The organism is Angustibacter luteus, assembly GCF_039541115.1.
GTDB lineage: Bacteria > Actinomycetota > Actinomycetes > Actinomycetales > Angustibacteraceae > Angustibacter > Angustibacter luteus.
Genome location: NZ_BAABFP010000004.1, coordinates 212159 through 232691 on the forward strand (window position 1 = coordinate 212159; position 20533 = coordinate 232691).

The following is a 20533-nucleotide window of genomic DNA, read 5'->3' on the forward strand; positions in this document are numbered from 1 at the left end:
CTCTGCTCTCGCCTATACGGTCACGACATGCGCCGCCACGTCACCGCCGAGCTCGACCTCGAGGTCGCTGCACTCGCCACCCTCGAGCTCCAGGTCGCCGTGGCCACCCGCCCCGACCTCACCCTCGACGAGCAGCTGAGCATCACCCTCGACGGCGAGCCGCTGCCGGTGCGTGAGGTCGAGACCCAGCACGGCTCGCGGGTGCACCTGCTGGAGTCCGGGGCGGGTGCCGTCCAGGTGCGCTACCGCGCGACGATCGACGGCCGGGCACCCGCCGACCCGGCGAGCGACGTCGACGTCGTGACCGCTCGCCGTCCCAGCCGGTACGCGCACTCCGACGCGCTGCTCGGCTTCGCGCTCAAGGAGTTCGGCCCCCGCCCGGACGTCGCGACGCTGCTGCCGCACGTCGCCTCCTGGGTCGGCACCCACCTGGACTACATCCCCGGCAGCAGCCGAGGCACGGACGGCGCGACCCAGACGCTGCTCGCCGGCGCCGGCGTCTGCCGCGACTACGCGCACCTGGTGATCGCGCTGCTGCGCGCGCTCGACGTCCCGGCCCGGCTGGCCGCCGTCTACGCGCCCGGGCTGGCGCCCATGGACTTCCACGCCGTCGCCGAGGCCGTGGTGGACGGGCGCTGGCGGGTCGTCGACGCCACCTGCCTCGCCCCCCGCTCGACCCTGCTGCGAATCAGCACCGGCCGGGACGCCGCGGACACCGCCTTCCTCACCACCTACGGCGGGGACGTCCTGCTGAGCAGGGTCGAGGTCAGTGCGGTGGTCGACGGCGAGCTGCCGACGGACGACGTCCGGGCCCTGGTCTCCCTGGGCTGAGGCCGCGTCGGCGCCGACATACAGTGAGGGCGTGCCCTTCGTCGCGGACCTGCGCACCGTCCTGCGCGGCCGGGACTTCCGCCGGCTGTTCGCGGTGCGGCTCAGCTCCCAGGCCACGGACGGCATCTTCCAGGTGGCGCTGGCGAGCCTGGTCTTCTTCTCCCCCGAACGGTCCGCCACCCCGCGCGCAGCCGCGGGCGTGTTCGCCGTCACCGTGCTGCCGTACACGCTGGTCGGACCGTTCGCCGGCGTCCTGCTCGACCGGTGGCGGCGGCGCCAGGTGCTGCTGTTCGCCAACGTCATCCGGGCGGCGATGGTGCTCGGTGTCGCGGGGATCCTGCTCGCGTACTCGGTCGGGCCGGCGCTGTACGTCGCGGTGCTGGCCTGCCTGTCGGTCAACCGCTTCTTCCTGACCGGGCTCGGCGCGAGCCTGCCGCACGTCGTCCCGCGGCACGAGCTCGTGATGGCCAACGCGGTGTCGCCCACCTGCGGCACCCTGGCCGTGCTCGCCGGTGGCGGGCTCGCGTACGGCGTGCGGCGACTGTTCCCGGACGGCGACCCCGGCGACGCGGCGCTGCTCGTCGTCGCCGCGCTCGGCTACCTCGCCGCCGCCGCGCTGGTCACCCGGCTCGCCGTCGACAAGCTAGGGCCGGACGCAGACGAGGCAGTCGACGTCCAGGCTCCGACCCCCGGGTGGCACGCAGTGGCCGAGGGGGCGGCGCACGTGCGGCAGCGACCGAAGGTGTTCCACGCGCTCGTCGTGGTGGGGATCAGCCGGTTCGGCTACGGCCTGACCACCATCGCGACGATCCTGTTGTGCCGCAACCACTTCAACGACCCGGCGGACGTCGACGCCGGGCTCGAGCTGCTGGCGTCGGTCTTCGCGGCATCGGCCGTCGGTTTCGCGCTCGCCGCGGTCGCGACGCCGCTGGCCAGCGAGCGCTGGGGCACGAGCGGCTGGATCTGGCGGTGCCTGCTGCTGGGCGCCGTCGCCGAGCTGCTGGTGCTGGCCCGGCTCACCGTCCCGGTCGCCCTCGTGGCCGCGGCGCTGCTGGGGTTCGCGGTGCAGGGCCTGAAGATCTGCGTCGACGCCACCGTGCAGCGCGACGTGCACGACGAGTTCCGGGGCCGGGTCTTCGCGGTCTACGACGTGGTGTTCAACGTGGCGTTCGTGGTGGCCGCCAGCTGCGCGGCGCTCGTCGTCCCGCAGGACGGGTTCGCGCCGTCCCTCTGGCTGTTCATCGCCGTGCTGTTCACCGTGTCGGCCGCCGGGTACGGGCACGCCAGCCGCCGGCTCGCCCCCACCACCTGAGCGGGTCGAGGGTTACTGCCACTTCTCGAGGGTCGTTCGCCTCGAGAAGCGGGTCCACGCCCACTGAACGTGATCAACGGCGGGCCGGTCAGGGAGGGCGGGGCGGTCAGGGCGCGGACTCGGGCTGCTCGGCCCACCAGCGCCGGAGCTCGGCGTGGGCGGCGTCCTCGCTCAGCGGTCCCTGGTCCATCCGGACCGCCAGCAGGTGCTTGTACGCGCGCCCCACGACCGGGCCGGGGCGCAGGTCGAGCGCGGCCATGATCTGCTCGCCGTCCAGGTCGGGACGGATCGAGGCCAGCTCCTCCTGCTCCTCGAGCCGTGCGATCCGCTCCTCGAGGTCGTCGTAGGTCCGGGACAGCAGGGCGGCGCGGCGGGCGTTGCGGGTCGTCGAGTCCGAGCGGGTGAGCCGGTGCAGCCTCTGCAGCAGCGGGCCGGCGTCGTGCACGTACCGGCGCACCGCCGAGTCCGTCCACTCGCCGCCCCCGTAGCCGTGGAAGCGCAGGTGCAGCTCGACCAGCCGGGACACCTGCTTCACGGTGCTCGAGTCGAACCGCAGCGCCTTGAGCCGCTTCGCGGTGAGCTTCGCCCCGACCACCTCGTGGTGGTGGAACGACACCCCGCCGCCGGACTCGAACCGTCGGGTCGCCGGCTTGCCGATGTCGTGCAGCAGCGCCGCGAGCCGCAGCACCAGGTCCGGCCCGGGCACCACGTCGTCCTCCAGCGCGATGGCCTGGTCGAGCACGGTCAGCGAGTGCTCGTAGACGTCCTTGTGCCGGTGGTGCTCGTCGATCTCGAGCTGGAGCGCCGGCAGCTCGGGCAGGAACACGTCGGCGAGCCCGGTGTCCACCAGCAGCCGCAGGCCCACCCGCGGGTTCGGCGAGAGCAGCAGCTTGGTCAGCTCGTCGCGCACCCGCTCCGCCGACACGATCGACAGCCGGTCCGCCATCGCCGCCATCGCGGTCCGCACCTGCGGGGCGACCTCGAAGCCGAGCTGTGCGGCGAACCGGGCCGCGCGCATCATCCGCAGCGGGTCGTCGGTGAACGAGGACTCCGGCGTCCCCGGCGTGCGGAGCAGTCCCTGCGCCAGGTCGGTCAGCCCGCCGTGCGGGTCCACGAACTCCCCGGAGGGCAGGGCCAGAGCCATCGCGTTGACCGTGAAGTCCCGGCGCACCAGGTCGTCGTCCAGGCTCGTGCCGTACGCGACGGCCGGCTTGCGGGAGTCGGCCTCGTACGCCTCGGCCCGGTACGTCGTCACCTCGACGACGTCGCCGCCGTGCCGGGCGCCGATGGTGCCGAAGGCGCGACCGACGTCCCAGGTGGCGTCCGCCCAGCCGGCCAGGACCCGCTCGGTCTGCTCCGGCGTCGCGTCGGTCGTGAAGTCCAGGTCGTTCACCCGCCGCTTCAGGATCAGGTCGCGCACCGACCCACCGACCAGGGCGAGGTCGAAGCCCGCGGCGGCGAAGCGCTCGCCGAGCGACTGGGCCACGAGGGGGATCTGGGGGCTGGACACGTTGGCCAAGCCTAGGCCAGGCGGATCGGTCCGCCGTGCTCCGCTCGTTAGAGTGACGACGTGCCCCATCCCGAGCCGCGCCCTCATCGACGCCTGCCGTCGGTCGAGGAGACATCGGCGGGCGGGCTGGTCGTGGACCAGACCGGCGAGGGCCCCAAGGCGGCGTTGATCGCCCGGCGCAACCGGGCCGGCCGCGTCGAGTGGTGCCTGCCCAAGGGCCACCTCGAAGGCGACGAGACGCTCGAGCAGGCCGCGGTCCGCGAGGTCGCCGAGGAGACGGGCATCCGGGGCCGGGTCGTCGCCCCGTTGGGCACCATCGACTACTGGTTCTCGGTCCCGGACAAGCGGATCCACAAGGTCGTCCACCACTACCTCATGGAGCGGGTCGGCGGCCGGCTGACCATCGAGGACGATCCCGACGCGGAGGCCATCGACGTCGCGTGGGTTCCGGTCGACGAGCTCGAGGCGCGGCTGACCTTCCCGAACGAGAGGCGGATCGCCGACGCGGCCGCCCGCCGGCTCGCCGGTCGTCCATGAGCGCGCGTCGACTCCTGGCCGTCACGGCCGCCGGGCTCGTCACGGGCCTGGTCAGCACGCTCACCTCCCTGGTGACCGCGCCGGGCGCACTCGTGGCGCACGCCGAGACGCTGCCCGCCCGCATCGTCGTCACCTCGGTGTCGCCCGCGCTGGTGCAGCAGGGCGACACCGTGCACGTGACCGGCCGGATCACCAACCAGGGCAAGACCGCGATCGAGCAGGTGTCCGTCCGGATGCGCGCCGTCGGTGGGCGGCTCGGCACCCGGGACGACGTCGACAGCTGGCTGGACGGTCGGGACCCCCGCGAGGGCGTCCCGGTGAACCCGACCGCCGAGCTGCCCGCCCCGCTGGCGGCCGGGAAGAGCGCGACGTTCACCCTCGACGTCCCGGCCCAGGCGCTCGGTCTGCGCGGCGGAGCCTTCGGCGCCTACCCCATCGCGCTCGACGCCCGCGCCACCGACAGCGACGGCGCCCGCGACCAGGTCGCGCTCCTGCGCAGCACCCTGCAGTGGCAGCCCCCGGCCCGTGAGTACGTCAAGCAGCAGATCGGCTGGCTGGTCCCGTTCACCGGCCTGCCCGCGGCGACCGCCAACGTCGTGCCCACGATGGAACAGGTGCAGGCGGCCCTCGCGCCCGGACGCCGGTTGGCGCGACTGCTCGACGCGGCCTCGTCCCCCGGGGTGGCCTGGGCCGTCGACCCCGCGCTGCTCGCCACCCTGCAGGCGGCCGCCGAGGGCACGCTGCCCAGCACGAACACGTCCACCAGTACCCCGACGGGCACCCCGACCGGCACCACCAGCCCGACGACGATCACGTCAGCCACCCCCTCGTCCACCCCCTCGTCCACCCCGTCGTCCACCCCGTCATCCACCGCGGCGTCCCACCCGGCCCGCGCGGCCGCCGCGGACTTCTTGGCCCGGATGCGCGCGGCCGCCGCGGGCCGCGAGATCATCGAGCTGCCCTACGCCGACCCGGACCTCCAGGTCATCAGCAACGCGAGCGCCATGACGCTCGTCACGGCCGCTCGGGCGGCGGGGGCCGGAACGATCAGCGAGCTGCTCGGCGTCACGCCGCGGGTCGACCTCGGCCTGCCGACGGACGGGTACGCCGACGACCGGCTGATCGGTGACCTGGCGGGGCAGGACGTGACGCGACTGGTGCTGGACGAGCGGAGCCGACCCCTGGTCGATGCGCTCTCGTACACCCCGGACGCGATGACCCAGAGCCTGCCCGCGGGGGCCACCGCGGTGCTGTGGGACGCGCAGCTGTCCCGCCTGGCGACCACCGCCTCCAGCCGGGACGCCGCCTCGACCGACCGCTTCCTGGCCGAGACCGCGGCCATGACCAGCGAGCGCCCGGGGCTGGCCCGACGGATGCTGGTCACGGTGCCGCCCACGGCCGTGCTGGACGTCGCCGCCTTCAAGGCCCTCGTCGGCACGGTGTCCACCGCGCCATGGCTCACGGTGATCTCCGTCGGGTCGATGTTCGACCCTCCACCGGAGCGAGCGGACGCCTCGCAGCTGCCCCGCCACCAGGTCGACGCCCCGACGACCCCCGCGAACGAGGGCATCACCACGTTGGACGTCGGCACCGCGCTCGGGCTGCGATCGCAGCTGGCGGCGCTCGGCGAGGTCGTGGCCGAGCCGGCCGAGCTGACCGCGGACCTGCAGCGCTCGACGCTCGACCTGGTCTCCTCGGTGTGGCGTGGCCACCGCAAGCCGCTCGCCGTCCACCAGGCGACGTCGACCCAGGCGGTGCACGCGGTGACCTCGAAGGTCAGCGTGCTCAAGACGACGATCACGTTCCTGCGCAGCTCCGGCGAGCTCCAGCTGACCATCCGGAACGACCTGCGGCTCAAGGTGACGAACCTGCGGCTGCGGGTGGTCGCACCGAGCCCGCGGCTCGTCGTGTCGCAGGAGATCTCGGACCCCATCGACGTCGCCCCCGGCACCCGGACGAGCATCCGGGTGCCCGTGCGCGCGCTGGCCAGCGGGCAGGTCGAGCTGCAGGCGCAGCTCATCTCGCCGAGCGGTGGGGCGGTGGGAGACCCGGTGGCGGTGCAGGTGCGCGTGCGTCCCACGGACAGCTGGGTGCTCAGCGTGTTCGCGGTGATCGTCGGGCTCGTCGTCCTGGTGGGGCTGGTCCGGGCGCTGCGCCGACCGCGCCGCCGGGCCCGCACCATCGACGTCCCGGACGAGGGTGAGGCGTCGTGAGCGACTCCAGCCTGATGCGGGCGACCACGGTGATGGCGTCCGGCACGTTCGTCTCGCGCCTGCTGGGGCTCGTCCGGGTCCAGCTCCTGACGGGTCTGCTCGGGGTCAGCGGCGCCCTGGCCGCAGACGGCTTCGCCACGGCCAACACGGTGCCCAACCAGCTGTACAACCTGATCGCGGGCGGCCTGCTCAACGCCGTCCTGGTCCCGCAGATCGTCCAAGCGACCAAGCACAGCGACGGTGGTCAGGCGTTCCTCGACCGGTTGCTGACCATCTCGCTGCTGGGCATGGCCGTCGTCACGCTGGTGGCCACCCTGCTGTCGCCGCTGGTGCCGCTCGTCTTCGGGCCCTCGACCGGTCCCGGCTGGGACGCGTCGACCATCGCCCTGGTCGTCGCCTTCGCCTACTGGTGCCTGCCGCAGGTGTTCTTCTACGGCGTCTACACCGTGCTCGGCCAGGTGCTGAACGCCCGCGGCCGGTTCGGTGCCTACATGTGGGCCCCGGTCGCCAACAACGTGGTCGCGATCGCCGGCCTGGTCGTGATGTTCGTGTGGATCGGCGGCTTCAACAAGATCACCAACCCGCATCCCCCGTCGACGTGGACGGCCGGCCAGATCGCGGTGCTCGCCGGGTCCGCGACCCTCGGCGTCGTCGTCCAGGCCCTGGTCGTGATGGTGCCGCTGCGCCGGATGGGGTTCCGCTACCGCCCTCGCTTCGGCTTCCGCGGGGTGGGCCTCGGTGGGGCCGGCCGGGTCGCCGCGTGGACCTTCGCGGGCGCCCTGATGGGCCAGCTCGGGTTCATCGTGACCTCGCGGGCGGTCAACGCGGGCGGGTCGCTCGGGGGTCCGGGCCAGAACGCGTACGGCAGCGCGTTCCTGCTGTTCATGCTGCCGCACTCGCTGATCACGGTCTCGCTGGTGACGGCCCTGTTCACGCGGATGAGCCACGCGGCGCACGAGCGCGACACCCGCGCGGTCCGGCGGGACCTGTCCGTGGGACTGCGGCTCACCGGCGTGGCCTCGGTGCTCGCGCTGGTCGGCATGCTGGCGGTCGGCGACGAGCTGACCCGGGTGCTGTTCTTCAAGAACTCGGCCGCGGAGACGTTCGCGATCGCGGCCGCGACCACCGCGATGATGCTCGGCCTGGTGTCGTTCAGCGCGCAGTACCTCTTCCAGCGCGCGTTCTACGCCTACCAGGACGCCCGGACGCCGTTCCTGATCCAGATCCCGGTCGTCCTGGTGATCGCGGCGACCAGCTTCGCGTCGGCTCGCGAGCTCGACCCGGACCGCGTCGTGGTGGGCATCGGGGTGGGCATGGCGGCCGGGTACACCGTCGGCGCCGTCCAGTCGGCGGTGGTCCTGCGCCGGCGACTGGGCGGGCTGGACGGCGCGCGCGTCCTGCGCACGTACGTGCGGTTGGTCTGCGCCGGGCTCCCGGCCGTCGCCGTCGGCCAGGGCGTGTCCGCGGTGGTGCACGTGCTGCTCGGCCACAGCGTCGGCGCGTCCTTGGTGGCCCTGGTGCTAGGGGGGTCCCTGGTGCTGGTGGTGTACGTCGGCGTGCTCCGCCTGCTGCGCGTCGACGAGCTCGACGAGCTGGCCGAGCCGCTGCTGCGTCGGCTGCCCGGACGTCACTGAGGCCGATCGGCTCAAGTCGGGCACCGCGGCACCCGAAGTCGTGAACATGGCAAGGACCTTCTGGAGCGGCACCCCCCGTGACGAGGGCGGCATCGTCCTGGGCTGGCTCACCAAGGTCGCGGTCGTCCTCGCGATCGTCGGCGTCATCGCGTTCGACGTGATCTCCGTGGTGACCGCCCGGCTGTCCGTCGAGGACGCCGGCCAGCAGGCCGCCCTCACCGCGAGCGACGTCTGGTCCCGCACGCACGACGTGCAGGCCACGCTCAAGGCGGCCGAGGACTCGGCCACCGAGTCGAACCCCCTCAACGTCGTGGACACCGCGACGTTCCGGGTGGACGCCGACGGCACCGTGCACCTGCGCGTGACGCGCGACGCCCCGACCCTGGTGGCGCACTACGTGAAGCCGCTGCGCGAGATGTCCGAGGTGCACGCCGACAGCTACGGCCGGTCCGGCGCGTGAACCGCGGCCGCGCCTGCGAGCCCGGCCCGCGCAGCACGCGGATCGCCGGACTCGCAGTCGTCGGCACCGTGACGGCCCTGGTCGCCGCGCTCGCCCTGCCCGTCGCCCCGGCGTCCGCCCAACCGAACCTCGCCCAGCTTCGGGCGCAGGCGAAGTCCCTGCAGAAGCAGCTGGACCGGCTGACCATCCAGCAGAGCCTCGCCGTCGAGCGGTACGACGCCGCCCAGGACGCCCTGCTGCAGGCCACCACCGGTGAGATCGACGCCGGCATCCAGGTGGACGACGGCCAGAAGGTCGCCCAGGAGAGCGCGGACGACGCCGCCCGGCGGATCCGCGCGATCTACCAGAGCGGCGGGCCCGTCGGCCTGACCGCCACCATGCTCGGCAGCAGCTCGCTCAGCGACGTGCTGATCCGCTGGCACGCCATCGAGGGCATCGTTCGCTCGGACACCGAGCGCACCGACGTCCAGCAGGTCGCGGTCGCCCGGCAGCGTCAGGTCGCCGCAGCGGCCAGCCGCAACCGGGTCCGCACCGCCGTCCGGCAGGAGGTCGCCGACCAGGCGGCCGCCGCCGTCACCGACGCCATCACCCGCCAGCGCGAGCTGCTGGCCCGCACGGACGCCCGCGTCGTCGAGCTGGCCGAGCAGGAGGAGCAGCGGCGCGAGGCCGAGGCGCTCGCCAACGCGGCCCGGGCCGCGATGGAGGCCGGCCTCGGTGGCGTCAGCGACGCGGCCGGGCACGGGCTGGAGGGTGGCACGGCCGGCAGTCAGACCCTGCCGGACGTCCCCGCCCCGAACCCGGTCGCGGCCGCCGCCATCGCCGCCGCGGCGACCCGGCTCGGCCTGCCCTACGTGTGGGGCGCGACCGGGCCGAGCAGCTTCGACTGCTCCGGGCTGATGCAGTGGGCCTACGCCCAGGCGGGCGTCCCGCTACCGCGCACCTCGCGCGCCCAGTACGCGGCCTTGCCGCACGTCCCGCTGTCCCAGCTCGCGCCGGGCGACCTCGTCTTCTACGCCACGAACGTCAACAACCCGGCGTCCATCCACCACGTCGGGATGTACGTCGGCAACGGCCTGTCGCTCTACGCACCCGAGACGGGCAGCGTGGTGAAGATCGGCCCGGTCGCCTACGGCACCATCATCGGCGCCGCCCGGCCCACCCTGGGACGCTGACCGACACCGTCCCGAGTTGGGTGCCCCAGCACGGGCGCACCCGTACCATGTGCAGGCAGCGGCCACCGGGTCGCCTCGCGGTCAGCGCCGCGACGAGCGGGGAGGTCGACGCTGGACAAGGTCGGACCAGGCAGCGTTCTCGGCGGACGCTACGTGCTCAAGCGACGGCTCGACGACGCAGCGCAGACGTCCACCTGGCAGGCGCACGACGAGACCCTCGAGCGTTCCGTGCACCTGCGCGCCATCGCCGCGGACCACCCCAACGTCGAGGCCGTGCTGGACGCCGCCCGGCGGGCCGCCGCGGTGGAGGACGCCCGCCTGGTCCGGATCCTGGACGTCGGGGTGGACGACGAGGCGACCTTCGTGGTGAGCGAGTGGCTGACCGCGCCGTCCCTGGAGGAGCAGCTCGCCGAGGGCGGTCCACTGGCACCCGGCCCGGCCCGGGTGGTCGTCGGCGAGTCCGCGCTGGCCCTGGAGGCGGCTCGGCACCGCGGTCTGCACCACCTGAGGCTGACGCCTGGGCGGGTGCACCTGCTGGACGACGGCACCGTCAAGGTCACCGAGCTCGCGACCGCGGCGGCCCTGGACGGCGCCGAGGTCGCCGAGACCGACTCGGGCGGCGAGGACGCCACCCGCCAGGACGCCCACGACCTGATCGCCCTCGCGTACGCCGTGCTCACCGCGCACTGGCCGCTCACCGAGGGCAGTGACCTGCCTCCCGCGCCCCAGGTGGCCGGCAAGCCGGTCGCGCCCGGGCAGATCGTCACCGGCGTCCCGGCGGACCTCGACACCCTGTGCGCACAGACCTTCGCGGGAGCCGGCGCGCCCGACTCCCCCAGCGACCTCGCCGGCCAGATCGCCCCCTGGGGCCGGCAGCGCACCGAGGACCGGTCCGGCGGCGCGTTCCCGCACGCGCTGGCCCCGGTGCCCCGCTCCGGGCTGCCCACCGCACCGCCACCCGCCGCACCTCGGACGACGGCGCCGCAGCCCGTGGTGGCCCCGGTGGTTCCGCCGGCCGCACCGCCCGCACCGCCCGCACCGCCCGCACCGCCCGCACCGCCCGCACCCCAGCCCGCACCCCAGCCCGTCCCCGCCGCCGCCACGAGCGAGCCGGCCGTGCTGGGCGGCTTCGGCCTCGCCTACGCGGACGACGAGCCGCCGACCGCACCCCGCCCCGAGGGCGCCCGGTCCGAGCGCCACCCGGCCGTGGTGCTGGCGCTGGTCGGTGGCTTCATCGTGATCTTCCTGCTGCTCGCCTACTGCGGCCTGCGCGGGCTGGGCGACAACGCCTTCGTGCCGAACGCGAAGCCCTCCACGACGGCCACGACGCCCGCCACGACGCCCCCGACCGAGACGACGACGCCGGACGAGACGAGCACCCCCACGGCGACCGGCGGCCCGATCACGGTGACCGGGACCAGCGGCTTCGACCCGCAGGGCGACGGGAACGAGAAGGACTCCATCGCCGGCAAGGCGACGGATGGGAACGCCTCGACGTCCTGGACGTCGGACACGTACAAGTCGGCGGAGTTCGGTGGCCTCAAGAAGGGGGTCGGACTGCTCCTCGACCTCGGGGGCGAGCACCAGGTCACGTCCGTCCAAGTCAAGCTGGGCGCCGACGGCGGGGCCGTGGAGTTGCGCGACGTCAACGGCGAGAAGCTGGGCCAGAAGCTCGCCCAGGCCGACGACGCGAGCGGCACCATCACCCTCGAGCCCACCCAGCCGGTGACGGCGTCCCAGCTCGTCCTCTGGTTCACCTCGCTCCCGCAGGCCGACGGCGGCTACCGCGCCGTCGTCGACGAGGTGACGGTGAAGTGAGCGAGCGCTCCGACGCCGACCTGCTGGCCGCGCACGTCGCGGGCGACGCCGATGCCTTCGGTGAGCTCGTCCACCGGCACCAGAGCCGGCTGTGGGCGGTCGCGGTCCGCACGCTCGGCGACCGTGAGGAGGCGGCCGACGCCCTGCAGGACGCGCTGGTCTCCGCCTTCCGCCGGGCGGGGAGCTACCGCGGTGAGGCCGCGGTCACCACCTGGCTGCACCGGATCGTCGTCAACGCGTGCCTGGACCGGGTGCGGCGGCGCGCGGCTCGACCCGCCGTCCCGCTCCCCGAGCAGGAGCCCGCCGACCACCGCGACGCCCACGCGAGCACCGAGACCGCGCTCGACGTGCGCGCGGCCCTCGCGACGCTGCCCGAGCACCAGCGGATGGCCCTGGTGCTCGTCGACATGCACGGCCTCCCGGTCAGCGAGGCCGCCGCCGTGCTGGGCGTCGCCGAGGGGACCGTCAAGTCCCGCTGCGCCCGCGGCCGCGCCGCCCTGCTGCCCCTGCTGGCCCCTGGTGGGAACCGATCGGCCGGTTCCGACGTCCCAGGAATGGACCCCCCTGCTGAGACGAAGGAAGCTGCTGTGCCGACCGAAGGAGAGCGTGCGTGAGCCACCCCGCACTCGACGCCTTCGGTGACCTCGCTGAGGCCGCCCGCGACCCGCACGTCGCCGGCTGCGCACAGTGCCAGACCGAGCTCGCCACCCAGCAGCAGATCCACGACCTGCTCACCTCGCTGCCGGACCCGGGGCCGATCCCGCCCGACGTCGTCCACCGCATCGAATCCACCCTGCGCGAGCTCGCCAGCGGTGACCAGAGCCCGGAGTCCAGCAGCGTGACCCACCTCGCCACCCCCGCCGACGAGACCGCCGCCGACCTGGACGCGAGCGAGGCGAGCACCTCGGCCGCGACGGTCGTCCCGCTGCAGTCCGCGCCGTCCGCGCGCCGTCGTCGGCCTTTCCTGGTGGCCGCCGCGGCCGCGCTGGTCCTGGTCGGCGGGGGCGCGCTGGTCAGCCAGCTCGTCCCGAACAGCGCCGACAACGCCACCAGCTCGGCCGGCGCCGCGATGCAGGACAAGGGCAGCAGCGACTCCTCCGGCGAGGCGACGGTGCGAGCGCTCGCCTCCGGCACCGCGTACACCCGGGCGAAGCTCGCCCAGCAGGTGCAGGAGCAGCTGGGGGCGGCTCCGGCGAGCTCGGCGGTCGCTCCCCAGGGGCTGCTCGCGACCCCGCAGGGCGTGGCCGGCTGCCTGTCCGCCCTGGGCGCGCCGAACGTGACCCCGCTGCTGGTCGACGTCGCCACCTTCGAGGGCAAGCCGGCCGCCGTCCTGGTGCTGCCCGGTGACGGCGGCGGCCGCGAGATCTGGGTCGTGTCGACGACCTGCCGTCCCGACCAGGACGGCATGAAGTACTTCACCACCACTCGCTGACCGCGCCGTTCCCGTCGGGGAACAACCCGGCCGTACGATGGCTTGAATCAGGTGCACCACGCACCCGCACCACCATTGGAAGGCGTTACGTGAGCGACGACGTCCGCGACGTGATCATCATCGGCTCCGGGCCCGCCGGCTACACCGCAGCGGTGTACGCAGCACGGGCGAACCTCAACCCGCTGGTCTTCGAAGGGTCCGTCACGTTCGGTGGCGCCCTGATGAACACCACCGAGGTCGAGAACTACCCCGGCTTCCGCGACGGCATCCTGGGCCCCGAGCTCATGGAGAGCATGCGCGCGCAGGCCGAGCGCTTCGGCGCCGAGCTCGTCACGGACGACGTCGTCGAGGCGCACCTGGACGGTCCGGTGAAGACCGTGGTGACCGGCCGCGGCACCACGCACCAGGCCCGCGCCGTCATCCTGGCCACCGGCTCCGCCTACCGCGAGATCGGCCTGGAGAACGAGAAGCGGCTGTCCGGCCGCGGGGTCTCCTGGTGCGCGACGTGCGACGGCTTCTTCTTCCGCGACCAGGACATCGTGGTCGTCGGTGGCGGCGACTCGGCGATGGAGGAGGCGACGTTCCTGACCAAGTTCGCCAAGTCCGTCACTGTCGTGCACCGCCGCGACGAGCTGCGCGCCTCGAAGGTCATGCAGGACCGTGCGGTCGCCAACGACAAGATCAGCTTCCGCTGGAACAGCGAGGTCACGGACGTGCTCGGCGACGCCAAGGTGTCGGCGCTGCAGGTGCGTGACACGGTGACCGGCGACGAGGACCAGCTGGACGTGACCGGCCTGTTCGTGGCCATCGGTCACGACCCGCGCACCGAGCTGTTCGCCGACCAGATCGACCTGACCCCCGAAGGGTTCGTCTCCGTCGACGGGCGCAGCTCGCGCACCTCGCTGCCCGGCGTCTTCGCCTGCGGTGACGTGGTGGACCACGAGTACATGCAGGCGGTCACGGCCGCCGGGTCGGGTTGTGTCGCGGCGCTGGACGCCGAGCGCTACCTGGCCGACCTCGCCGACCACGCGGTTCCCGAGCGCGAGGAAGTTTCCGCCGGCGTCTGACTGTCGGCCCCACCACCTATCGTCGTTCCCCAGCCAGCCCAGCCCAGCACTACGAGCAGCACCGACCGAGAGGAATCCGCCATGGCGGCCCGCGAGACCACCGACGCGACCTTCGACCAGGACGTCCTGGCCAACGACAAGCCCGTGCTGGTCGACTTCTGGGCTCCCTGGTGCGGCCCGTGCCGTGCGGTGTCCCCGATCCTGGACGAGATCGCTGGCGAGCACGCCGACCGCATCGACATCGTCAAGATCAACACGGACGAGAACCCGCAGGTCGCGGCCCGGTACGGCGTCACCGGCCTGCCGACGATGAACGTCTACGTCAAGGGCGAGCTGGTGAAGTCGATCACCGGCGCCAAGCCCAAGCCGATGATCGTGCGTGAGCTCGCCGACTTCATCGGCTGAGCCATCCCCGCGTCGCCCGGCTACCATCGGGCGAATGCTGTGCGCGACCTACGAGCGAGCAGGGGGTTGACGATGGCGCTGCCCTCGATGCGCGTCGGCGACGTGGGGCCGCAGGTCACGGCGGTTCGCGAGCGCCTGGTGGCGACCGGTGACCTCCCCGGCTCGGCCGCCACCGCGGACACCTTCGACACCGAGGTGGAGCGTGCGGTCCGCGCCTTCCAGCAGCGTCGAGGCATGCTGGTGGACGGCGTGGTTGGCTCGCAGACCTACCGCGCGCTGGACGGCGCGCGCTGGCTGCTCGGCGACCGCATCCTCATGCACACGCCCGGTCACCTGATGGCCGGCGACGACGTGGGAGCGCTCCAGGAGCGCCTGCTCGGTCTCGGGTACCCGTGCGGGCGGGTCGACGGGGTCTTCGGGTCGAGCACGGACGCCGCGCTGCGCGACTTCCAGCGCGGGGTGGGGCTGCGCCCGGACGGGTTGGCCGGTCCGCACACGCTGCGGGGGCTCAACCAGCTGTCCCGGGCGGTCACCGGTGGCGCACCGCACGCGCTGCGCGAGGCGGACCGCGTCCGTTCCGCGGGCACGAACCTGCGCGGGCGCGTCGTCGTCCTCGACCCCGGGCACTCCTCGCTCGACCCCGGGGGCGTCGCCGGCGACCTGCGCGAGGCCGACATCACGCTCGACCTGGCCCGTCGGGTCGAGGGTCGGCTGGCCGCCGTGGGAGTGCACGTCGTGCTCACCCGCGGGCTGACCGGCGACCCCAGCCAGCTCGAGCGGGCTGATCTGGCCAACTCGCTGAACGCCGACCTCGTGCTGTCCCTGCACTGCGAGTCGCTGCAGAACGCCCCGCAGGCGCACGGGGTGGCCACCTACTTCTACGGCAGCCCGAACCAGGGCGGTGCCTGGTCGGCGACCGGCGAGCAGCTCGCGTCCCTGGTGCAGCGCGAGATCGTGGCCCGTACCGACCTCCTCGACTGCCGCACCCACCCGCGCACCTGGGACATCCTGCGGCACACCGTGATGCCCGCCGTCCGGGTCGAGGTCGGTCACCTGAGCCATCCCGGTGACGCCGCGCGCCTCGGTGACCCGGCCTTCCGGGACACCGTCGCCGAAGCCGTGGTCGTGTCCGTCCAGCGGGTGTACCTCGGTGAGACGGACGACAGCACCACCGGCACGCTGAACGTCGCCGACGTGATGGCGCGCGCCCACCAGTTCTGAGTCCTGTTCACGCGCCAGAGTCGTTGTGCCGCAACGGTTTCGGGCGGTCAGGTGCCGGTGAGTGCCGGCTGCCGAACGCTGCCGAGTAGCCGCTCGATGGCCTGCTCGACGTCCTCCCGCCAGGACAGCGTGGTCCGCAGGTCGAGGCGCAGGCGCGGGTGCCGGTAGTGCGGCCGCACGGTCTTGAAGCCGACGCTGCGCAGGAAGTCCGCGGGGAGCAGGCAGCCCGGCGCAGCCGCGTACCGCTCCCCCTCGGGCGGGTCCCCGTGCTCCAGCCCGAACGCCTCGATCGCACGGACTCCCCGCCGGGTCAGGTCCTTCGCGACGCCCTGGACCAGCATGCGGCCGATGCCGCCCCCGGTGAACTCGTCGACGACCCGCCCGGTCATCAGCAGCACCGCGTCACCACTGACCGGCGCGGTCGGGAAGGCCACCGCTCGGGGCACGAGGTGGGCCGGTGCGTAGAGCAGGTAGCCCGCCGGCTGGTCGTCCACGTAGGCGATCCGCCCGACCGAGCCCCACTCCAGCAGGGCGGCGGACAGCCACGCCTCCTTCTCGAACGCCGTGTCGCCGGCTCGCTCGGCCTGCCCAGCCGCGACCGGTGAGAGCTCCCAGAAGACGCAGGACCGGCACGGTGTCGGCAGGTCCGACAACGAGTCCAGGGTGAGCGGTTCGAGGCGGCGTCCGCTCACTCGTGCACCCGCCTCACGTGCGGGTCACCCCACGCCTTCCGGCAGTGCGCTGCGCAGGTCCGGCGACGACCTGCGCTGTCGCCCGGGGACGCCCACCAGCGTCAGGTCGACGTCCGAGGGCAGATCGATGCGCTGCGGCACCGGCGCCTCATAGGTTCCTTCGTGGGCCGGCCGCCGGCGGGGGGTGACCCAGGCGGCGACGTACCCCAGCAGCAGTCCCAGCATCAGCCCTCCGGCAGCCTTCCTCAGGAGGGCGGCCGGAGTCCGATCCGGCTGAGGGCCTTCCGCGCGCATGCGACCTCCCGATGGCTGCGGCGTCTCAGGCATCGTACGGCGCGGGCTCGCCGGGCCGGAAGGCCCAGGAGGATGGCGTCCGTGCCGCGGTCGGCGACCGGCCTAGTCTCGGGGCCGGTCCCCCGCGACGAAGGCGGCGTCACCAGGCGCGAGCAGGGCGACGATTCGGTTCAGGTCCTCGACACTCGCGAACTCGACGCTGAGCCGGCCCTTGCGGCGTCCGAGCGAGATCTGCACCCGGGTGTCGAACCGGTCGGAGAGCCGGTCGGCGAGCTCGTCCAGCTCGCCGTGCCGGGCGCCGGCGCGTGGCCGCTTCGGCCGGGCCTGCGGTTCGTCGTCCCCACCGAGGGCGACGATCTCCTCCACCGAACGGACCGACAGCCCCTCAGCCACGATCCGCTGGGCGAGGCGCTCCATCGCTGCCCCGTCGGGCAGGCCGAGCAGAGCCCGAGCGTGGCCGGCCGAGAGCACCCCGGCGGCGACGCGACGCTGCACCAGCGGCGGCAGCTTCAGCAGGCGCAGCGTGTTGGAGATCTGCGGGCGGGAACGGCCGATCCGGGTGGCCAGCTCGTCGTGGGTGCAGCCGAAGTCCTCCAGGAGTTGGCTGTAGGCCGCGGCCTCCTCGAGCGGGTTCAGCTGGCTGCGGTGCAGGTTCTCCAGCAGCGCATCCCGCAGCAGGTCGTTGTCCGCGGTCTCCCGGATGATCGCCGGCACTGTCTCCAGGCCGGCTGCCTGGCTGGCCCGCCAGCGCCGCTCGCCCATGATCAGCTCGTAGCGGTCCTGCTCCCCCTCGAGGGGGCGGACCACGACCGGCTGCAGGACGCCGATCTCCCGCACGGAGTGCACGAGCTCGGCCATGTCCTCCTCATCGAAGACCGAGCGAGGCTGCTTGGGGTTGGGCTGGATCGAGGTGACGGGCACCTCGGCGAACCTGGCTCCGGGTACGGGGAGCAGCTCCGCCCCAGATGTTTCACGGGAAACATCGACCTCAGGAGCCTCCGGGGTGACGTCGCTGCGCTCGGCGTCGGGCTCCTGCTCGCCGCCGGTCTCCGCTGTCTCGGCAGCCGGGGCCGCCTCGCGACCCGGGAAGAACACGTCGACCGGACGGTCGTTGCCCGTGGCGGCCGGGCTGGAGGGGATCAGGGCGCCCAGGCCGCGACCCAGACCCCGTCGCTTCTCACTCACGCGTCAGTTCCCTTTCGTCGTCCCCGGTCGGCGAGCTCCTTGGCCGCCTCGAGGTAGGTCAGCGCCCCACTGGAACCGGGATCGTAGGTCATCACCGTCTGGCCGTGGCTCGGCGCCTCGGAGATCCGCACCGAACGGGGGATGCTCGTGCGCAGGACGACCTCGGGGAAGTGCTCGCGCACCTGCTCGGCGACCTCGGCCGACAGCCGGGTCCGCGCGTCGTACATGGTGAGCAGGATCGTGGAGACGTGCAGGTCCGGGTTGAGGTGCGCCTTGATCAGCTCGATGTTGCGGAGGAGCTGGGACAGCCCTTCCAGTGCGTAGTACTCGCACTGGATGGGGATGAAGACCTCTCGGGCGGCGACAAAGGCGTTGACGGTGAGCAGGCCCAGGGACGGCGGGCAGTCCACGAGGACGTAGTCGATGCGCTCCTCGCCTGCGTCGACCCGCGCCTGCAGGTAGGTGTTCAGGGCGCGCAGGAGGCGGGACTCGCGGGCGACCAGCGAGACGAGCTCGATCTCCGCGCCGGCGAGGTCGATGGTCGCGGGCGCGCACCACAGGTTGGGGACGTCCGGGCACTCCTGCACCGCGTCGGCCAGGGCCATGCCATCCACCAGCACGTCGTAGATGCTGTTGACCTCACTGTGGTGTGGGATGCCCAGCGCGGTGGACGCATTGCCCTGCGGGTCGATGTCGATGACCAGGACGCGCAAGCCTGACATCGCCAACGCGGCCGCCAGGTTCACCGTGGTCGTCGTCTTGCCGACGCCACCCTTCTGGTTCGCGACCGTCAGGACCCGCGTGTGGTCCGGCACCGGCAGCTTCTGCCCGTGCAGCACGAGCCGACGACGCGCGTCGTGAGCGACTTCCTGCGCCAGCGGAGTGTCGTCATCCGGCGTGGGCAGCGAGCTGGCGAGCTCGTCAGCGATCAGGCCCGCAGCCGCCTGGGCCGCCCGCTCGGCGTCCTCGGTCGCCAGCTCGGCGGTCAGGTCATCGTGGGCGTTGACCCCTGGGTCGGCAGGCAGCTGGGCGGATGTTTCCCGTGAAACATCGGGCCAGCCCAGCGACGACGTGCGCACGTCCACCGGGAGGTCGGAGGCCGAGGGGACGGCGGACTGGTCAGCTGGCCAGCCAAGTCCTGAGGTCGACGGCGGGGTCGCCGTCGTCGGCTCGGTGGTCACGCGGGGCCTCCACGAGGTTGGGGTCGAGGTTCAGTGTCCCCCATGAGGAGGACGGCTGGGTCGCGGGGCGGGAGCCGTCATGCCCGACCGCTGTGCCTACCGGCGGGGACGCGCTCGCCGGGCCTTCTTGGGCGTGGACGATGCTGGGCTCAGTCCCGTCAGCTCCCCCGGTCCGCGGTCGAGCCGGACGACGACCGTGGGCTCGACGAGGAGACCTTCACCGACGGTGATGACACTGGCGGCACACCCGGCGCGGGTCAGGAGGGCTGCCGCCGCGTCCACCTCGTCCTGAGCCGAGCTGCCCTTGATGGCCACCATCGACCCGCCCGGCTCCAGCAGTGGGAGGCCCCAGCGGGCAAGGCGTTCCAGCGGGGCGACGGCCCGAGCCGTGACGAAGGCCGCGGTCAGCTCCCCGGCCACCTCTTCGGCCCTCGCCCGACGGACGACCACCCGGTCCAGGCCCATGGCCTCGAGAACGCTCGTCAGCCACGTGACTCGCCGCAGCAGCGGTTCCACCAGGGTGACCTGCAGGTCCGGGCGGCGAATCGCCAGGCACACCCCCGGCAGGCCCGCGCCCGAGCCGATGTCGATGACGGCCGCCCCTGCCGGGAGCAGGTCCGAGATCACCGCACAGTTGAGGACATGTCGCTCCCACAGCCGCGGGACCTCGCGAGGGCCGATCAGACCGTGCCTGACCCCCGTCGTCGCCAGGTGGCCGACGAACTCCTCCGCGAGGGGGAGCTGGTCGGCGAACACCGTGCCGGCGACGGCGGGAGTCGGGGGCAGATCGACCGGAGACGCATCCTCAGGTTTCACGTGGAACGCGGTTTCACGTGAAACGGGTCAGGAGGGCAGGACGACGACGTGGCGGTTCGGCTCGACGCCCTCCGACTCGGTCTGCAGGCCGAGGGCTGCCACCGCGTCATGGACCACCTTGCGCTCAAACGGGCTCATCGGCTCCAGCGCCAGCGGCTCGGCCGAGGTGCGGACCTGCTCGACGGCCTCACCGGCACGCGCGACGAGGGCCTCGCGGCGGGCAGCGCGGTGACCCGCGACGTCCAACATCAGGCGGCTGCGCTCGCCGGTCTGAGCCAGCACGGCCAGACGCGTCAGCTCCTGCAGGGCCTCCAGGACCTCACCATCGCGGCCCACCAGCCGCCGCGGCACCCGACCCTCTTCGGAGTCGACGATCGCCACCGCCGCACGGTCGCCGTCGATGTCGACGTCGATGTCGCCGTCCAGGTCGGCGACGTCCAGCAGCTTCTCGAGGTAGTCGGCCGCGACGTCGCCCTCACGCTCCAGACGGTCTGCCGCGTCAGTCGATGTTTCACGGGAAACATCGGACTCCCGGCTCTCCGCGTCAGAGACCTGCGATGAGGCCGCAATGGGGTCCACGTCGGCGTCCGCGGCCAGCGTCTCGGTGTCGATGGACGGCACGGAATCAAGGGGCGCCGTGTCAACGGGAGCGGTCTCGACGGGAGCGGTGTCGTGCTCGGTCATGGGGTTCTCCTCTGGGAATCGGTCAGTGACCGTGCCGCGTGGGTGCGGCGGGGATGGTGAGGGACTTGC

The 20533-nt window shown here is 73.2% G+C and carries 20 protein-coding genes; 13 read left to right on the forward strand and 7 right to left on the reverse strand.

All coding sequences use genetic code 11. The features are described from left to right. The first annotated feature begins 27 nt into the window (after nt 1–27). Nucleotides 28–831 carry a transglutaminase-like domain-containing protein gene (locus ABEB17_RS07380; protein WP_345716041.1) on the forward strand — a complete coding sequence of 268 codons (804 nt, stop codon included), beginning with the start codon at nt 28–30 and terminating at the stop codon, nt 829–831. 31 nt (nt 832–862) lie between these two features. Continuing rightward, the gene (locus ABEB17_RS07385) at nt 863–2143 is read left to right on the forward strand and encodes an MFS transporter (protein WP_345716042.1); all 1281 of its coding nucleotides are present in this window, start codon (nt 863–865) and stop codon (nt 2141–2143) included. 106 nt (nt 2144–2249) lie between these two features. On the opposite strand, the gene ABEB17_RS07390 is transcribed toward ABEB17_RS07385, so the two are convergent. After that, entirely contained in the window at nt 2250–3722 is a 1473-nt protein-coding gene (locus ABEB17_RS07390; protein ID WP_378227034.1) for a CCA tRNA nucleotidyltransferase, read from the reverse strand. On the opposite strand from ABEB17_RS07390, the gene ABEB17_RS07395 reads away from it, so the two are divergent. From ABEB17_RS07395 to ABEB17_RS07445, 11 genes are all read left to right on the forward strand, one after another. After that, the gene (locus tag ABEB17_RS07395) at nt 3714–4190 is read left to right on the forward strand and encodes an NUDIX hydrolase (RefSeq protein ID WP_345716044.1); all 477 of its coding nucleotides are present in this window, start codon (nt 3714–3716) and stop codon (nt 4188–4190) included. The genes ABEB17_RS07390 and ABEB17_RS07395 overlap by 9 nt on opposite strands. Continuing rightward, nucleotides 4187–6403, forward strand: coding sequence for a DUF6049 family protein (locus ABEB17_RS07400; RefSeq protein WP_345716045.1), 2217 nt, complete (start codon nt 4187–4189; stop codon nt 6401–6403). Before ABEB17_RS07395 ends, ABEB17_RS07400 begins: the two co-directional genes overlap by 4 nt. Then, nucleotides 6400–8037: a murein biosynthesis integral membrane protein MurJ gene (murJ, locus tag ABEB17_RS07405; protein ID WP_345716046.1), complete on the forward strand. Its 1638-nt coding sequence runs from the start codon at nt 6400–6402 to the stop codon at nt 8035–8037. Before ABEB17_RS07400 ends, murJ begins: the two co-directional genes overlap by 4 nt. A 46-nt stretch (nt 8038–8083) precedes the next feature. Next, the gene (locus tag ABEB17_RS07410; RefSeq protein WP_345716047.1) at nt 8084–8497 is read left to right on the forward strand and encodes a hypothetical protein; all 414 of its coding nucleotides are present in this window, start codon (nt 8084–8086) and stop codon (nt 8495–8497) included. Then, nucleotides 8494–9669, forward strand: coding sequence for a C40 family peptidase (locus ABEB17_RS07415; RefSeq protein WP_345716048.1), 1176 nt, complete (start codon nt 8494–8496; stop codon nt 9667–9669). Before ABEB17_RS07410 ends, ABEB17_RS07415 begins: the two co-directional genes overlap by 4 nt. 153 nt (nt 9670–9822) lie before the next feature. Beyond that, nucleotides 9823–11487 (forward strand): protein kinase family protein, encoded by a 1665-nt coding sequence (locus ABEB17_RS07420; protein WP_345716049.1) that lies wholly within the window; start codon nt 9823–9825, stop codon nt 11485–11487. Further along, the gene (gene sigM, locus ABEB17_RS07425; RefSeq protein WP_345716050.1) at nt 11484–12101 is read left to right on the forward strand and encodes an RNA polymerase sigma factor SigM; all 618 of its coding nucleotides are present in this window, start codon (nt 11484–11486) and stop codon (nt 12099–12101) included. Before ABEB17_RS07420 ends, sigM begins: the two co-directional genes overlap by 4 nt. After that, nucleotides 12098–12919 carry an anti-sigma factor gene (locus tag ABEB17_RS07430; protein WP_345716051.1) on the forward strand — a complete coding sequence of 274 codons (822 nt, stop codon included), beginning with the start codon at nt 12098–12100 and terminating at the stop codon, nt 12917–12919. The genes sigM and ABEB17_RS07430 overlap by 4 nt, the downstream gene beginning before the upstream one ends. Before the next feature lie 89 nt (nt 12920–13008). After that, the gene (gene trxB / locus ABEB17_RS07435) at nt 13009–13986 is read left to right on the forward strand and encodes a thioredoxin-disulfide reductase (protein WP_345716052.1); all 978 of its coding nucleotides are present in this window, start codon (nt 13009–13011) and stop codon (nt 13984–13986) included. 81 nt (nt 13987–14067) lie between these two features. Continuing rightward, nucleotides 14068–14391 (forward strand): thioredoxin, encoded by a 324-nt coding sequence (gene trxA / locus ABEB17_RS07440; protein WP_345716053.1) that lies wholly within the window; start codon nt 14068–14070, stop codon nt 14389–14391. 72 nt (nt 14392–14463) lie between these two features. Next, complete coding sequence (locus ABEB17_RS07445; RefSeq protein ID WP_378227008.1) at nt 14464–15612, forward strand: N-acetylmuramoyl-L-alanine amidase; 1149 nt, start codon at nt 14464–14466, stop codon at nt 15610–15612. A 47-nt stretch (nt 15613–15659) separates the two neighbouring features. Here the strand turns inward: ABEB17_RS07445 and ABEB17_RS07450 are convergent, their stop codons facing one another. The 6 genes from ABEB17_RS07450 to ABEB17_RS07475 all read right to left on the reverse strand — a co-directional run bounded on the left by ABEB17_RS07450 (nt 15660) and on the right by ABEB17_RS07475 (nt 20464). Then, nucleotides 15660–16304, reverse strand: coding sequence for a GNAT family N-acetyltransferase (locus ABEB17_RS07450; protein ID WP_345716054.1), 645 nt, complete (start codon nt 16302–16304; stop codon nt 15660–15662). 24 nt (nt 16305–16328) lie between these two features. Continuing rightward, nucleotides 16329–16529: a hypothetical protein gene (locus tag ABEB17_RS07455; protein ID WP_345716055.1), complete on the reverse strand. Its 201-nt coding sequence runs from the start codon at nt 16527–16529 to the stop codon at nt 16329–16331. A gap of 171 nt (nt 16530–16700) precedes the next feature. Continuing rightward, nucleotides 16701–17783: a ParB/RepB/Spo0J family partition protein gene (locus ABEB17_RS07460; RefSeq protein ID WP_345716056.1), complete on the reverse strand. Its 1083-nt coding sequence runs from the start codon at nt 17781–17783 to the stop codon at nt 16701–16703. Continuing rightward, nucleotides 17780–18964 carry an AAA family ATPase gene (locus ABEB17_RS07465; RefSeq protein ID WP_345716057.1) on the reverse strand — a complete coding sequence of 395 codons (1185 nt, stop codon included), beginning with the start codon at nt 18962–18964 and terminating at the stop codon, nt 17780–17782. Before ABEB17_RS07465 ends, ABEB17_RS07460 begins: the two co-directional genes overlap by 4 nt. A gap of 96 nt (nt 18965–19060) precedes the next feature. Beyond that, nucleotides 19061–19780, reverse strand: a complete 720-nt coding sequence (gene rsmG / locus ABEB17_RS07470) for a 16S rRNA (guanine(527)-N(7))-methyltransferase RsmG (protein WP_345716058.1) — start codon at nt 19778–19780, stop codon at nt 19061–19063. 27 nt (nt 19781–19807) lie between these two features. After that, nucleotides 19808–20464, reverse strand: coding sequence for a Jag family protein (locus tag ABEB17_RS07475; protein WP_345716059.1), 657 nt, complete (start codon nt 20462–20464; stop codon nt 19808–19810). Between the last annotated feature and the right edge of the window lie 69 nt (nt 20465–20533).

Excerpts from the sequence above, each read along its gene's own strand:
- ABEB17_RS07380 (WP_345716041.1), top strand. The coding sequence starts at position 28 with ATGCGCCGCCACGTCACCGCCGAGCTCGACCTCGAGGTCGCTGCACTC.
- ABEB17_RS07390 (WP_378227034.1), bottom strand. The coding sequence starts at position 3,722 with ATGGGGCACGTCGTCACTCTAACGAGCGGAGCACGGCGGACCGATCCG.
- ABEB17_RS07400 (WP_345716045.1), top strand. The coding sequence starts at position 4,187 with ATGAGCGCGCGTCGACTCCTGGCCGTCACGGCCGCCGGGCTCGTCACG.
- ABEB17_RS07410 (WP_345716047.1), top strand. The coding sequence starts at position 8,084 with ATGGCAAGGACCTTCTGGAGCGGCACCCCCCGTGACGAGGGCGGCATC.
- trxA (WP_345716053.1), top strand. The coding sequence starts at position 14,068 with ATGGCGGCCCGCGAGACCACCGACGCGACCTTCGACCAGGACGTCCTG.
- ABEB17_RS07445 (WP_378227008.1), top strand. The coding sequence starts at position 14,464 with ATGGCGCTGCCCTCGATGCGCGTCGGCGACGTGGGGCCGCAGGTCACG.
- ABEB17_RS07455 (WP_345716055.1), bottom strand. The coding sequence starts at position 16,529 with ATGCTGGGACTGCTGCTGGGGTACGTCGCCGCCTGGGTCACCCCCCGC.
- ABEB17_RS07475 (WP_345716059.1), bottom strand. The coding sequence starts at position 20,464 with ATGACCGAGCACGACACCGCTCCCGTCGAGACCGCTCCCGTTGACACG.